Source organism: Pseudomonas sp. BN411 (assembly GCF_029871235.1).
GTDB lineage: Bacteria > Pseudomonadota > Gammaproteobacteria > Pseudomonadales > Pseudomonadaceae > Metapseudomonas.
This window is the reverse complement of sequence record NZ_SSOM01000086.1, coordinates 1-12990: the sequence shown is the minus strand read 5'-3', so window position 1 is coordinate 12990 and position 12990 is coordinate 1. Positions and strand designations below refer to the sequence as shown.

Here is a 12990-nt window from a genome sequence, read left to right as displayed (position 1 = left end):
CACCCGTGAACGCACCTCGAACCATCGCCGTGGCCTGCTGCCAGTTGGCACCGAAGATCGGCGACCTCGCCCACAACCGCCGCATCACCGAGCGGGCCATCCGCGCGGCGGCGCTGCAAGGAGCGCGAGTCGTGGTGCTGCCGGAGCTGGTACAGAGCGGCTACGTCTTCCACGACCTCGGTGAAGCGCTGGCGCTTGCCGAGGCGGCGGACGGGCCGACCCTGCAGCTGTGGCAGGCGCTGGCTGGCGAGCTGGATATCGTCATCGTCGGCGGCTTCTGCGAGCGTCTGGAGGGTGAGCGAGTCGCCAACAGCGCCGCACTGGTGGATGCCACGGGCGTGCGCGCGATCTACCGCAAGGCCCACCTGTGGGACGCCGAGAACGCCATCTTCACTGCTGGCAACGAGCAGCCGCCGGTGGTGGAAACCGCCTTCGGTCGTATCGGTGTGATGGTCTGCTACGACCTGGAATTCCCGGAATGGGTGCGCCTGCCCGCCCTGGCTGGTGCCGACCTGCTGTGTGCGCCCGTCAATTGGCCGGACGGTCCGCGCCCTGCCATCGAGCGTCCGGCGGAGGTGGTGCGCGTGCAGGCCAACGCGGCGGTCAATCGGCTGTTCATCGCCGCCTGCGACCGCCACGGCAGTGAGCGCGGGGTGAACTGGGTGCAGGGCTCGATCATCGTCGACCCGGATGGCTACCCCTTGGCCGGGCCGGCGGAGGAGGGTGGGGAGCAGATCCTGATCGCCACCCTGAAGCTGGACGAAGCCCGCAACAAACGCATCAGCCAGCACAACCACCTGCACGACGACCGGCGCCCGGAGCTGTACCGAGCCGGCGGGTTGCTGTAGGTGAAAGCGAACGGGGCTCTCCCGTTCATCGAGGCGTCCAATGAAAAAGCCCCGCAGTGCGGGGCTTTTTCTTGTGCGGGGGAAATCTACTGGTCCTGAGCCACGTTGGACACGACAGCCTGGGTTGGGCCCTCCTGCTCTCTGATGCAGAACAGCACCATGTGGAAATCGCTGCCCCATTCGGACTCGCAGCGGCTGCGAACCGGTCCGCTGTAGCCGGCAATTGCCTCGGCGGACCGGCGTTGTTCCTCCACGCAGTAGGCGCGCATGGCATCGCCACTCCATTTGTTCTGGCAGTGCGCCTGAATGGCCGATTCATCGGCCTGGGCAGTGGATAAATAGCCGGCCACGATGGTCAGGGCTGCGGCGATCAGACACTTGTTATTGGACATGGAAACGCTCTCTTCCTTCGAAATGTCGGCCCTCCCTGGTCCGCGGATTACAGAATACAGTGACGTGAAACCGTGCGAGGCAACGACTGACCGAACCCGCCGACACAGCAGGGGAGCAGTCTAGTACAGCGCCGCGTTCTTCCCAGGTTCATTGGCCATGGCCCGACACCCGGTACAGGGTTCAGCGTGGAATCGCGCGCATTCTTCCACGCAAGAAACCAGGTTTCACCGAATCTGGATCAATGCTTTTGATGCGGCACCGCTCGCCGCGACGAACGGGAATCGCAGCGTCTGGCGCGATTGGAGAAATGTCTGGTGGGCGCTGGAACTCGTTTCACCGACCGCACTCTGAGGGGGAACGCCAACACCAAGGAGTCACCATGCGTGTCCGCAACACCGCTGCCGCCCTCGTACTGATCGCCGTTCCCTTTGCGTCCGCCGAGGCCAAGCACGACCACGACGATCACGACGACCTGCTGCGCAACCTCATCTCCACCGGCGCAACCACTGCTTCCAGCTACATCACCAGCGGCGGCGACGACAAACTCGTCGGCCCGGTGAAGGATGACGCCAGCAGCTTCATCGCCAGCGATGGTGCCATTCGCGGCCCGTACCTCGAAGCGGAACTGCAGCGGCTGCGCCAGCAGAACCCCGACCTGCAAGGCAGCAGCGACCTGGAACTGGCCAGCGCGATCCTGGCCGCCGAACCCCGCTGACCCTCCCCGACGCCCAGGGCCCCGCGCCCTGGGTTTCTTCAGGCTTGAACGAGCCTTCCTCCGGTAAACCGGCGCAAGCGTGCCGGACGTGCCGCCATCTCATCTGATCTCCCGACGAAGCTGCTGAGAACTCGCGGAAAGTGCCTCCCGCCAGGGTTCGCGATGGGCAATTTGATAGCACTGCTCTATGGGGAATCGAGTCGTGATTGAGCAGTACCGTGGCGTTTTTGAGTAACTGGAATCGGGCCCGCGCAACTTAAAGTGACGCGCCGTTTGGCCGCTGCGAGCGTCTGGAATGCGGTTCTTTGGCCATTGAAGGAGATCGCCCTTTTCGTAGATGCCCGCCCCAATCCCCCAATTTCAGAAATAAGAGAACAAGACGAAATGAACACCGTGGGATCCGATGGTTCGAGTGGAAATCTGGCGCAAGGCTTCAAGCCGCGTCACGTAACAATGTTGTCCATTGCGGGCATCATCGGCGCAGGCCTGTTCGTTGGGTCGGGGCATGCGATCGCAGCCGCCGGGCCCGCAGCGATCCTGGCATATATCGCATCCGGGATTCTGGTCGTCCTCGTCATGCGGATGCTCGGCGAAATGGCCGTTGCCAATCCGGACACCGGGTCGTTCTCCACCTACGCCGACCAGGCGATAGGGCGCTGGGCGGGCTTCACCATCGGCTGGCTTTACTGGTGGTTCTGGGTGCTGGTGATTCCCATCGAAGCGCTGGCCGCCGGCCACGTGCTGAACAACTGGTTCCCCCAGATCGACACCTGGTTGTACGCCCTGATTTCCGTGATCGCCCTGGCCGCGACCAACCTCTTCAGCGTGTCCAAGTACGGTGAGTTCGAGTTCTGGTTCGCGATGTTCAAGGTGGCGGCGATCATCGCGTTCATCAGCCTGGGCCTGGTCATGTTGATGGGCTGGGTGCCCGACCGGGAAGTAAGCGGGCTCAGTACCCTGGTGAATGAGCATGGCGGCTTCGCGCCCAAGGGCATGGCCGCAGTGGTCGGGGCCTTCATCACCGTCATGTTCAGCTTCATCGGCACCGAAGCCGTCACCATCGCCGCTGCCGAATCCAGCAACCCGGCACGGAACATCGCCCGGGCCACGCGCTCCGTCATCTGGCGGATCAGCGTCTTCTACCTGCTGTCCATCTTCGTGATCATCTCCGTGGTGCCGTGGAATGACCCGCTGCTGCCGGTGCAAGGCTCTTATCAGCGCGCCCTGGAGCTGATGAACGTTCCCTACGCCAAGTTCCTGGTGGACGTGGTCGTGCTGGTCGCCGTGGCGAGCTGCATGAACTCATCCATCTACATCGCCTCCCGCATGCTCTTCTCCCTGGCCCGCCGCTCCGAGGCCCCGGCCTTCCTGAAAATGACGTCCCCCGTTGGCGTGCCCAGGGCTGCGGTCATTGCCAGTACCCTGATCGGCGCCGGCATCGCCGTGCTGAACTTCTTCGCACCGGCCGGCGTATTCGACTTCCTGCTGGCAAGCTCCGGCGCCATCGCGCTGCTGGTGTACCTCGTCATCGCGATTTCGCAATTGCGCATGCGCTCGAAACTGCAGCGCAACAACACCGAGATCGTCTTCCGCATGTGGCTGTTCCCCTGGCTCACCTACCTCGTCATCGCGTTCATTGTCTGCGCGCTGGGCGTAATGCTGGTGACCCCCGAGCATCGGGCCGAAATCACCACCACCGTGAGCCTGGCGATCGTGATTTCCTTCCTGGGCATCATCACCGCCCGCCGCCACGCCCGACCGGTGCGAGCGACCGCCCTGGGGTAGTGCGGGTCTACCGCGGCTGAAGCAAAAACGCCGAGTCCATTCAAGGGCTCGGCATTTTCCTTTCCGGTTTGGCGGACTTACTGACCGATCACGGGCGGCAGGCGCTCCAGCAGACGCGAGCAATCACTGAGCGGCATCCAGGCCTTGCCCTGCCAGTGCAGCACCTCCAGCTCCCGTCCCAGCCACTACCGAACCTCATGCGCCTAATGTCGGATACGACAAACTAGCGATGCGCTCAGCAACTAAGCCCCGCCACCGGTGGGGTCTTTCGTTTCAGGGTTCACTTACCTGATTTCTTGTCCTGAGCCGTGGTCCACTGCGACTTCTTGCGATCAGCGTTCCACCCCGTCTTGCCGGAGGGAACCGCGGTGATCTCGCCGCCCTTCGATAGAAAGGTCTCAATCTGCTCGTTCAGTACTGATTGCGCTCGGCTTGCCGGTGCGTCGGACATGTAGGTTACCTATGAGTGATGAGCCGTCATTGCGAGCGACTCGCCTTGGACTATACAGACTTGCTTGTCCGCCGACCGGGAAACCGGACCGGTCGTCCCGAATCAGTCCAGAACTGGCCCTATCGGCCGAAAAGACTATCTAGTCCAGGCGAACCCTGTATGCTGAGCCCACTGCCTGCTCAGTCTTGCGGCACCGTCTTGATGTTCTGTCCTTTCGATGTTCCATCTCCTCGGCACCCCTCGCTTCGCATCCAGTCATGGCCAGGCTTCCGCCTGACGTGTATTCCTACACCTTGGAGATAACATTATGTCTGCTCGCCAAAACGGCACCGTCAAATGGTTCAACGCCGAGAAAGGCTTCGGCTTCATCACCCCTGAGCAGGGGCCGGATGTGTTCGTACATTTCCGTGCGATCGAAAGCACTGGCTACAAGTCCCTGGACGAAGGTCAGCGCGTCAGCTTCCTCGTCACCGCCGGGCCTAAAGGTCCTCAGGCCGAACAAGTTCGCGCCGAATAACAGTTCCGCATAAAGAAAAGCCCCGTGCCGTCGGGGCTTTTTTGTTTCCGGCGTTTTACACCTTTCATCCGATATCGAAATTACTGAGAGCTATTCGATCTCATAGGGCGAATAGTGGGAATCTATCCAACCCTCCAGAGGAGGGCTGACAATGAATAGGCGCGATTTCCCCGAACATTCCGCCTGGACCGAAACCCGCATCAACGGAGACCACGTGCTGGCCTTCGTCGCCGTCCAGCCTCACGGCAGTGAGGACGAACCCCGCTTTCACCAGGTCTACGGCTGTACGTACTTTGCGCGTCAGTGCGATGCACTTGAAGCGGCCAAGGTGGCATTGAGCAAACTGCTCCACATCGACGAGCAAGATCAGCCGGTGTTCAGCTCAGTGGAATGCTGGGCGCCAGGATGATGCCCGTGGCGAGCCCTCGGGCGTGAGATCAGGCACTGCCTGGTCCGCGTTGCCAGCCGATACCGAGAATACTGATCGCCATCCCTCCCCCCCAACGCGCTACCGAACGGGCCTTTTATTTACGGACATCTCCCCTTGGTCCGTTATCTAAATTAGAGGGAGCTATTCAGGCGCATCAGGGTGATAGTGAAATCTCACTCCCCAATAATTGAGAACGTCATGAAAAGGCGAGAATTTCCAGGCTATGTGGCTTGGAGCACAGCCGAAGTGAGCGGCGGTCGTGTGCTTGCATTCGTTGCGATTAGAAAACACGGACTGACATCCGAACCCATCTATCACCTGGTATGCGACCAGGCGTGTTTCAAATTGCTGTCCGATGCGGCATCCGCTGCCGAGCACGCGCTGAGTAAGATTTTGCGCATCGACCAGAACGGCACGCCTATCTTCAGCTCCCCGGAGTGCTGATCTTGAGGGCCGAGGTGCCGCGCACGGCTTCAACCTCAGGATCAGGCCCAAGGGGGGAAGCATGTCAGACAAGGCCGCACTGACTGCAGCCCTAGCTCAGCAAAGTTAAAACCAGAATGCACTGGCGATCGAGGGCTGAGCGCAGCCTGCGGCCTGCGCGAAAGCGAGGGAGTCCTGCCTGCCCATCGTCAGAGGCCTCCACGTCAAATGATCTCTTTCTCGCCCTGCTGCCCCGATTACAACTGTCGCATCCGTCAGTTTGCACTCAGGGTCATCAGGATATCGGCATACCAGGTACAGTTGAGCCCAAGCGCTTCGTCCTGTACCAGGTCGCGGCTGCCCAGATCGAGGCGCGCCGAATGAATGCCGAGCAAGATCCAGGGCAGATCCTCCGAGCTCCTGCAATCATCCATCATCCGCATCACCACCGGTGCCCCGCTTGTGCCACGGTGGGTGCGTGCGTCGGTGAGGAAATAGCCCTGCCCCTGGAAACGTAGGCCGAACGAAGAGGCAACAATGGCATGCCGTACCACCGGCATGTGATGCAGGCTGTCGTGGAATCCCAAGGGAAATCCCACCACCAACAGGGCAGTGCCGACCTCGATCAGGTCGCTGGGAGACTGCAGGTGCCCCGGTGTGAAAGCGTGGTAAACCATCTCGCTCGGCAACGCCGCACGCTCCATCTCGATCAGCGCGACATCGATACCACCTGCCGTATCCTGCCCCTGGCGCCACAGGCTCTTGCCGTCACGATACAGCGGCACGGAGAAGCTGCAGGAACGCGCCATATTATGCCGATCGGTGTGCAGCTCGATTTCGAGGCGGTCAGGGAAATGTCGGCTCGACGCATCCAGCACCACATGCCGGCTGGTGACCAGGAACAGGCGCTCGTCCCGCGTGAAAAAGAAGCCGCTGGCATTGGTCAGCACGCGCGACCCTGCATAGGTGCAAATGCGCACGGTGCTTAGCAACAGTGGTTCGATTACCGACATTGCGTAAGCTCCATTAGCTCGTGACCGAGGAACCGCCGCCGCAGCGGGGCAACTTGCGTTACACCTGTCGGCAGTTTGGCCAGCAAGGCCCTCTGACGCTTATGGAGTTGAGCAAGACGCCGACCGGTGGCGGATCAGAAAGGAAAACAGGCATGCCCGCTCTAGCATCCGCCTGGACGAGCCAGTTGACTACGACCAGCAGATTAAGTCGGTCGACAAACTGCCTATGAAGACATCGATCACCTGAGCAGAAGAAAACTCGCACCTGACGGCAAACCCGGAAGTTCCACTTCGGCAAAGTCGCGACGTTTCTCTGGGGAGGCTTCATCGTGCTTGCGGAATGCTGGGCGCTTTTGTGGGCGATCAGCTTTCTTGAGCGGTATCCACGCGTGAGAAGCAGATAGGCAGATTTCGACACTTCATCGACACTGCCAGAGCCCAGAAACGAAAAAACCCCATAAATCAGGGGCTTAGTCAGGGGATTTTGGAGCGGGCGAAGGGAATCGAACCCTCGTCATGAGCTTGGGAAGCTCAGGTAATGCCATTATACGACGCCCGCGAAGGGTGCCATTTTTACCAGAAGGCGCGGGCGAGGTGAAGCCCGGGACAGCCACAAGTTACTGAAAATACTTGCACCTGCCCGGGCGGCCACGCGTTCAAACGGCAACGGCCTGGTAGTCGGCAACCTGTGGGCGAGCCATGCCCTTGGTGGCCTTGGACTTGAGGAAGCCCAGCATCGCCTGCTGGGTTTGCAGCCAGCCTGCCTTGTGTTCGACGTCGACGAAGTGACCGGCGTTGTCGATGGTGGCGAAATGGCAATCGCGCACGTGCTTGGCGAAGTGGCGGGCATCCTCGGCGGAGGTGTACTCGTCGCGGTCGCCGTTGATGAACAGCAGCGGGATATCGACATTGGCCAGGCAATCCACGTAGCAGCGCGAATCCATGTTCATCACCTGACGGACATGGAAGTGCATCTGCAGGTACTCGTGCTCATCCAGATTGCTGCAGTGCTTGTGGTTGAAGCGTTGGTAGAGGCTCGGCAGGTGCTTGCCGATGGTGCCGTTCACCAGGTTGCCGACTCCATCCCGGTCGATGGCGGACAGGCAATCCAGGCCACGGCTGAGGTAGTCCATCATCGGCTCGTTGAGGATGGGCGAGAAGGAGGTAACGATGGCCTTCTTGATGCGCGCCGGGCACTGGGCCAGGGCGAGCAGGGCGGAAACGCTGCCCCAGGAGAAGGACATCAGGTAATCCACCCGGAAGTGCTCGATCAGGTGGAGGAGGATGTCGGCCTCGGTCTCCTTGCTGATGAAGCGGGTGTTGTCGTTATGCGGCTTGGAGTGGCCGGCATAGGGCTCGTCGAAGAGCACCACGTTGAAGTGCGGTTGCAGGTATTTCACTGTCTGCGCGAACGAGGCAGTCGTCGACAAGGAGCCGTTGACCAGAATGATGGTCTCCTTGGCTTCCGGGTTGCCATAGAACTCCGTGTAAACCTTGTACTGGCTGTGAATCTCGACGATGGCGGTTTCCGGCCTCATGTCGTTTCCTCCTGGCGCAGATGGGTCATGCGGGCCCTCTCAACGGCTTGGCCCGCTCTAAGTCTTGGCAGTAGGAAAACGTCTTTCGATGACAATCGAATGTCAGACGGAAATTTTTAAAATTCTTTATATTTCAAGCGGTTAGGTCGAAAAAAGACGGCGGGTTCCGGCGCTTTTTCAAGCACCGGACGGGGTCTTCTAACCAGGCAGGGAACCTACGAGTGCAGAGCACAGGATGCCGCAGGGAACGCTTAGACGGTCGTCGTGACTCTTTGGTCACGCTCTGACCTTGGGTTCGATTTAAGCAGGGCCTCTTTACCCCTGCAAGCTCATTGAAAGGAAAAATTCTTGCAGTTCGTCGGTTTATTCGATCCCGATGTGACTCGGAATGTTTCTAGCTAAAAGCAGGCCACTTCTTCAGCAGTGAGCGACCGGTAGTCGCCCGGCTGCATGTATGGGTCCAGTTGCAGCGGGCCGACACTCTCCCGATGCAGGCGCACGACGCGGTTGCGGAAGTGGCCGAACATGCGCTTCACCTGGTGATAACGACCCTCGTGCAGGGTCAGACGGGCGGCGCGGGTGTCGAGGATTTCCAGCTGGGCGGGGAGGGTGGTGAGGTCCTCGAAGGCGAAGTACAGCCCCTGGGCGAAGGTCTCGATGTACTCGGCTTCGATGGGCTGCTCGGTTTCCACGTAGTAGACCTTGGGCTGCTTGCTGCCGGGCAGGGTGAGCCGGCGTGACCAGTGCCCGTCGTTGGTGATCAGCAGCAGGCCGCTGGTGGTGAGGTCCAGTCGCCCGCCCAGATGCAGTTCGTGCTTGTCGGGCTCGTCGAGCAGGTCGAGCACGGTGGGATGCTCCGGGTGCTCGGTGGCGCTGACGTGACCGGAGGGCTTGTAGAGCATGAAATAGCGCGCGGGCTTGCCGGGTTGGAGCACGCGTTCGTCGAGTTCCACGCGATTGAACTCGCGGATGTCGATGCGACCGTCGCTGACCGGATGACCATCGACCCGAATCCGACCGGCGGCCAGCAGCAGGCGAGCGTCGAGGCGGTTGAACTCGGCGAGATTGCTCAAAAATCGATCAAGGCGCATCAGCTTGGTGCATCGGGTGGCAGCGCCTGTGCGCAGCGGGGGCACAGGCAGGCGCGGTCAATGTCTTGCGCAGGAATGCGTTCGAGCGCAGCGGGATCGATCTTTGCCGTGAAGCACCAGCATGCCTGCCCGGCGCGTGTGGGATCGGCCTGGGTGCACTGGTTGCTCTGGCCGCAAAGCGGGCAGCGGGTGGGATCGGACGGGGCGCTCATGAAGGTGGTTCGCGGCGGAAAGGGCGCAAGGGTGCAACCTTGCGCGCCTGGCTGCAAGCCCGTGCCGATAGGCGCTATTTCCCGATGATCGTGCGGTGTTGGACGTTGCCGTCCGGCGCGGATGACCTAGGCTCGAATATGCAAGGTGAAGATGTCTGAAAGCGACATGGCCGGATTCACAAAAGTCTGAAGGCCCTGAAGCAGCTGACGCATAATCGCGGTCTATCGATTCTGTAACCCACCATTCTGAGCAGAGCTGCCTCGTGTCCACCAACATCACTGCCGTCAACAAAGCCAAGGCCTGGTCCGCTCACGGTGTCACCGCCACCGGCGTCGTGCTGGCCCTGATGGCCATTCTCGCCCTATTCGACAACCAACCCCGCGACTGCCTGCTCTGGCTCGGTGCGGCCCTGCTGGTCGACGGCCTCGATGGCACGCTCGCGCGCCGCGTGCAGACCAGCACCATGCTGCCGAACTTCGACGGCTCCACGCTGGACCTGGTGATCGACTACCTCACCTATGTGTTCATCCCGGCGATCTTCATCTACCGCTACATCGACCTGCCGGACCACACGGCGCTGGTGGCGGTGAGCCTGATCCTGGTGTCGTCGCTGTTCTGTTTCTGCAACCTGAACATGAAGAGCAGCGACAACTATTTCGTCGGCTTCCCCGCAGCCTGGAACGTGGTGGCGCTGTACGTCTGGATCATCGACCCGCCGGCGGTGGTGAGCCTGCTGCTGATCTGCGTCCTTGCCGCGCTGACCCTGACCAAGCTGAAGTTCCTTCACCCGTTCCGGGTGCGCAAGCTGATGCCGCTGAACATCGTGGTCACCTTCGTGTGGATGATCAGCAGCATGCTCCTCATCCTCCAGCACCCGTTCTACAAATCCCTGGTGCTGGGCATCTGGTGGCTGGCCTCGGCCTACTTCGTCGGCATCTGCCTCTGGCGCAGCCTGTTGGACTGGACCCACAAGCTCAAGGCGTGACCGTGTTGTGTAGGGGCGATTTCAATCGCCAATGGCCGCGCAGCTGCCACGGCCAAGTCCAAGCGCCGAACCTTCGGTCCGGTTGGCGAATGAATTCGCCCCTACAGATGATCTGCGACCGCCTGATTTATTGTGATTGGTCACCCGGTATTCAGGCCAATTGGCCGTAGGTCAAAGACCCCGCCAGCGGTAGTTTGAAGGCATCCCTTCCCACCCCGAGGATGCCCCGATGACCCCACGCCTGGATTTCTACGCCGCCTCTCCCGATGCCCTCAAGGCGATGCTCGCCCTGGATGCTGCGGTGAGCAAATTGCCGCTGGAGAAGCCGCTGCTGGAGCTGGTGAAGCTGCGTGCATCGCAGCTCAACGGCTGCGCCTTCTGCGTTGACCTGCACAGCACGGACGCCCGCAAGCGCGGCGAAACCGAACGCCGTCTTTACGCGGTGGCCGTCTGGCGCGAGAGCCCCTTCTTTACCCCGCGCGAGCGAGCTGCTCTGGCCTGGACCGAAGCCCTGACACGCCTTTCTGAAACCCACGCACCAGACGAGGACTACGCCCAACTCGCGGAAGAATTCAGCGAGCGCGAGCGCGTGGACCTGACCCTGGCCATCAGCACCATCAACTCCTGGAATCGGCTGGCAGTCGGCTTCCGCAAAATCCCGAGCGAGTGAGGCCGTCATGCGCAATCTGAAAACTCTGGGCGCCCTGGCCGCCGGCCTGGTGCTGTTGAACCTTCCGCTGGCCTATGCGCACGAAGCGGGCGAGGGCCAGGAGCAAGTCAGCATCCTGCAGGATCACGAACTGCTCAACGCGCCAGGCAAGCAGGCCATCCTGCTGACCGTGGACTATGCGCCGGGGCAGCGCTCCGTGGCTCACAGTCATGCGGGTTCGGTGTTCGCCTACGTGGAGGAAGGGGAGGTGATCTCCCAGCTCAAGGGCGAGGAGGCCAAGCACTACAAGGCGGGCGAAAGTTGGTATGAGCCCGCTGGCAGCGTCCACCTGCAATCACGTAACGCCAGCGAATCCAAGCCGGCGAAGCTGGTGGTGTGGATGCTGAAGGGCCCGAAGGAAGCGGTTCTGGATCCTTACAAGCAGTGATGGTGCTCGGCTGCCGGAACGCGCGTTCGTTGGGCTTCGCGTAGCTCAGCCGCAACCTACGTGTAGGTGGGTGCTGCCGGATGCCGTAGGTCGATCGAAATACGCAGCACAGCTTCTGTGTAGGAGCGAGCTTGCTCGCGAAAGGGGCCGGCTCGGAAGGTTCGCGAGCAGAGCTCGCTCCTACAAATGCTGGCGGGGGGAATCCGTTGTGTTGGGCTTCGCTGCGCGCTGCGCCAACCTACAGGAGCCCGCTCTGTAGAGCCGGACATCCTGTAGGGGCGAATTCATTCGCCAGGCAGGACGCCGTCCTGCCGCGGTGAACCCTTACCAGAGCGGCAGGGTGTAGCTGAGGATCAGGCGGTTCTCGTCGAGGTCGTTGCCGAAGTTGGTGGTGCGCACGGTCGCGTTGCGCCATTTGAGGCCGAGGTTCTTCAGGGGGCCGCTCTGCACCACATAGGCGATGTCGGTGTCGCGTTCCCACTCCTTGCCGTCCTCGCGGCCGGCGCCCAGTTCCACGTCGTCGCCGCTGAGGTAGCGGGTCATGAAGGTCAACCCCGGAATCCCCACAGCGGCGAAGTTGTAGTCGTAGCGGGCTTGCCAGGAGCGTTCTTCGCGGTTGGCGAAGTCGCTGATCTGCACGAAGTTCACCAGGTAGGCGTCGCTGCCGTTGACGTAGGCGAAGCCGGTGTCGCCGCTCATGCGCTGGTAGCCCAGGCCGACGGCATGGCCGCCGAAGCCGTAGGTGAACATGGCGCCGAAGGCCTTGTTGTCGACATTGCTGCCGCCCTCGTCGGTGGAGCGGGCGAAGCGCAGGTCGCTCTTCAGGCTCTGGCCGTCGCCGAGCGCCAGCAGGTGGTTCAGGCTCAGGTAGTGCTGGCGGTAGAAGTCGTCCAGGCGGCTGAAGCCATAGCCGGTAGTCAGGGCGTCGTTCCACTTGTAGCTGAGGTTGGCGAAGTCGAAGGCGTCGCTGGTGGTCTGGCGCGCGCGGATGTTCTTCACGCCCACCGTGGTGATGCTCATGTCTTCGTAATCGGAGGAATCGCGCTGGTTCACCTGGGTGAGGCGTCCGGCGTCGACGGTCAGGCCGTCGATCTCCAGCGAGTTGAGCTGGCCGCCTTCGAAGGTCTGCGGCAGCAGGCGCGAGTCGTTGGCCAGCAGCACCGGCAGCTTGGGCATCAGGGTGCCCAGCTTGAGGGTGCTTTTCGAGGCCCGCAGCTTGGCGGTCAGGCCCAGCTCACCGTACTCGTCCTGGGCGCGTTTGGGCGCTTCGCGATCTCGCTTGAGCAGGCCGGAGCCGGCGCGGTCGGGGCTGGAGTCCAGCTTCACGCCGAGCAGGCCGATGGCGTCCAGGCCGACGCCGATGCTGCCTTCGGTGAAACCCGACTCGTAGCGCAGGAGGAAGCCTTGCGCCCATTCCTCGGCCTTGGCCTGCGGGGCGGCGTGCTGGCGGAAGTCGCGGTTGAAGTAGAAGTTGCGCAGCTCCAGGCTGGC

The 12990-nt window shown here is 61.6% G+C and carries 16 protein-coding genes and 1 tRNA gene; 9 read left to right on the top strand and 8 right to left on the bottom strand.

Going from position 1 to position 12990, the window contains the following annotated elements; all coding sequences use genetic code 11:
* Nucleotides 1-5 precede the first annotated feature (5 nt).
* Entirely contained in the window at nucleotides 6-848 is an 843-nt protein-coding gene (locus E8F06_RS28275) for a nitrilase family protein (RefSeq protein ID WP_280372465.1), read from the top strand.
* An 86-nt stretch (nucleotides 849-934) separates the two neighbouring features.
* On the opposite strand, the gene E8F06_RS28270 is transcribed toward E8F06_RS28275, so the two are convergent.
* Nucleotides 935-1240 carry a hypothetical protein gene (locus tag E8F06_RS28270; RefSeq protein ID WP_280372464.1) on the bottom strand — a complete coding sequence of 102 codons (306 nt, stop codon included), beginning with the start codon at nucleotides 1238-1240 and terminating at the stop codon, nucleotides 935-937.
* Between the two features lie 380 nt (nucleotides 1241-1620).
* Here E8F06_RS28270 and E8F06_RS28265 point away from each other — a divergent pair, with 380 nt between their 5' ends.
* Both E8F06_RS28265 and E8F06_RS28260 read left to right on the top strand, forming a co-directional pair.
* Nucleotides 1621-1956, top strand: a complete 336-nt coding sequence (locus E8F06_RS28265; protein ID WP_280372463.1) for a DUF2388 domain-containing protein — start codon at nucleotides 1621-1623, stop codon at nucleotides 1954-1956.
* A 384-nt stretch (nucleotides 1957-2340) separates the two neighbouring features.
* Nucleotides 2341-3741, top strand: coding sequence for an amino acid permease (locus E8F06_RS28260; protein ID WP_280372641.1), 1401 nt, complete (start codon nucleotides 2341-2343; stop codon nucleotides 3739-3741).
* 280 nt (nucleotides 3742-4021) lie between these two features.
* Here the strand turns inward: E8F06_RS28260 and E8F06_RS28255 are convergent, their stop codons facing one another.
* Complete coding sequence (locus tag E8F06_RS28255) at nucleotides 4022-4192, bottom strand: hypothetical protein (protein WP_280372462.1); 171 nt, start codon at nucleotides 4190-4192, stop codon at nucleotides 4022-4024.
* Nucleotides 4193-4499: 307 nt separating this feature from the next.
* On the opposite strand from E8F06_RS28255, the gene E8F06_RS28250 reads away from it, so the two are divergent.
* The 3 genes from E8F06_RS28250 (at nucleotide 4500) to E8F06_RS28240 (ending at nucleotide 5583) form a co-directional block, all read left to right on the top strand.
* Nucleotides 4500-4709 carry a cold-shock protein gene (locus E8F06_RS28250; protein WP_280372461.1) on the top strand — a complete coding sequence of 70 codons (210 nt, stop codon included), beginning with the start codon at nucleotides 4500-4502 and terminating at the stop codon, nucleotides 4707-4709.
* 151 nt (nucleotides 4710-4860) lie between these two features.
* Entirely contained in the window at nucleotides 4861-5118 is a 258-nt protein-coding gene (locus tag E8F06_RS28245; protein WP_280372460.1) for a hypothetical protein, read from the top strand.
* Nucleotides 5119-5337: 219 nt separating this feature from the next.
* Nucleotides 5338-5583: a hypothetical protein gene (locus E8F06_RS28240; RefSeq protein ID WP_280372459.1), complete on the top strand. Its 246-nt coding sequence runs from the start codon at nucleotides 5338-5340 to the stop codon at nucleotides 5581-5583.
* Between the two features lie 254 nt (nucleotides 5584-5837).
* On the opposite strand, the gene E8F06_RS28235 is transcribed toward E8F06_RS28240, so the two are convergent.
* The 5 genes from E8F06_RS28235 to E8F06_RS28215 form a co-directional block, all read right to left on the bottom strand.
* The gene (locus E8F06_RS28235) at nucleotides 5838-6575 is read right to left on the bottom strand and encodes a serine protease (RefSeq protein WP_280372458.1); all 738 of its coding nucleotides are present in this window, start codon (nucleotides 6573-6575) and stop codon (nucleotides 5838-5840) included.
* Between the two features lie 485 nt (nucleotides 6576-7060).
* Nucleotides 7061-7134: transfer RNA gene (locus tag E8F06_RS28230), tRNA-Gly, on the bottom strand.
* A gap of 97 nt (nucleotides 7135-7231) precedes the next feature.
* Nucleotides 7232-8113 carry an alpha/beta hydrolase gene (locus tag E8F06_RS28225; RefSeq protein WP_280372457.1) on the bottom strand — a complete coding sequence of 294 codons (882 nt, stop codon included), beginning with the start codon at nucleotides 8111-8113 and terminating at the stop codon, nucleotides 7232-7234.
* 398 nt (nucleotides 8114-8511) lie between these two features.
* A complete protein-coding gene (locus tag E8F06_RS28220; RefSeq protein WP_280372456.1) occupies nucleotides 8512-9204 on the bottom strand; it encodes a pseudouridine synthase in 693 nt (230 codons plus the stop codon).
* Entirely contained in the window at nucleotides 9204-9416 is a 213-nt protein-coding gene (locus E8F06_RS28215; protein WP_280372455.1) for a cysteine-rich CWC family protein, read from the bottom strand. Before E8F06_RS28215 ends, E8F06_RS28220 begins: the two co-directional genes overlap by 1 nt.
* Before the next feature lie 263 nt (nucleotides 9417-9679).
* Here E8F06_RS28215 and pcsA point away from each other — a divergent pair, with 263 nt between their 5' ends.
* The 3 genes from pcsA to E8F06_RS28200 all read left to right on the top strand — a co-directional run bounded on the left by pcsA (nucleotide 9680) and on the right by E8F06_RS28200 (nucleotide 11499).
* Nucleotides 9680-10402 (top strand): phosphatidylcholine synthase, encoded by a 723-nt coding sequence (pcsA, locus tag E8F06_RS28210; RefSeq protein ID WP_190827799.1) that lies wholly within the window; start codon nucleotides 9680-9682, stop codon nucleotides 10400-10402.
* A 229-nt stretch (nucleotides 10403-10631) separates the two neighbouring features.
* Complete coding sequence (locus E8F06_RS28205; RefSeq protein ID WP_280372454.1) at nucleotides 10632-11072, top strand: carboxymuconolactone decarboxylase family protein; 441 nt, start codon at nucleotides 10632-10634, stop codon at nucleotides 11070-11072.
* A gap of 7 nt (nucleotides 11073-11079) precedes the next feature.
* The gene (locus E8F06_RS28200) at nucleotides 11080-11499 is read left to right on the top strand and encodes a cupin domain-containing protein (protein WP_280372453.1); all 420 of its coding nucleotides are present in this window, start codon (nucleotides 11080-11082) and stop codon (nucleotides 11497-11499) included.
* Between the two features lie 324 nt (nucleotides 11500-11823).
* Here E8F06_RS28200 and E8F06_RS28195 read toward each other — a convergent pair.
* Nucleotides 11824-12990, bottom strand: a 1167-nt coding sequence (locus tag E8F06_RS28195; protein WP_280365291.1) for an OprD family porin, incomplete at its 5' end; no start/stop codon positions are given.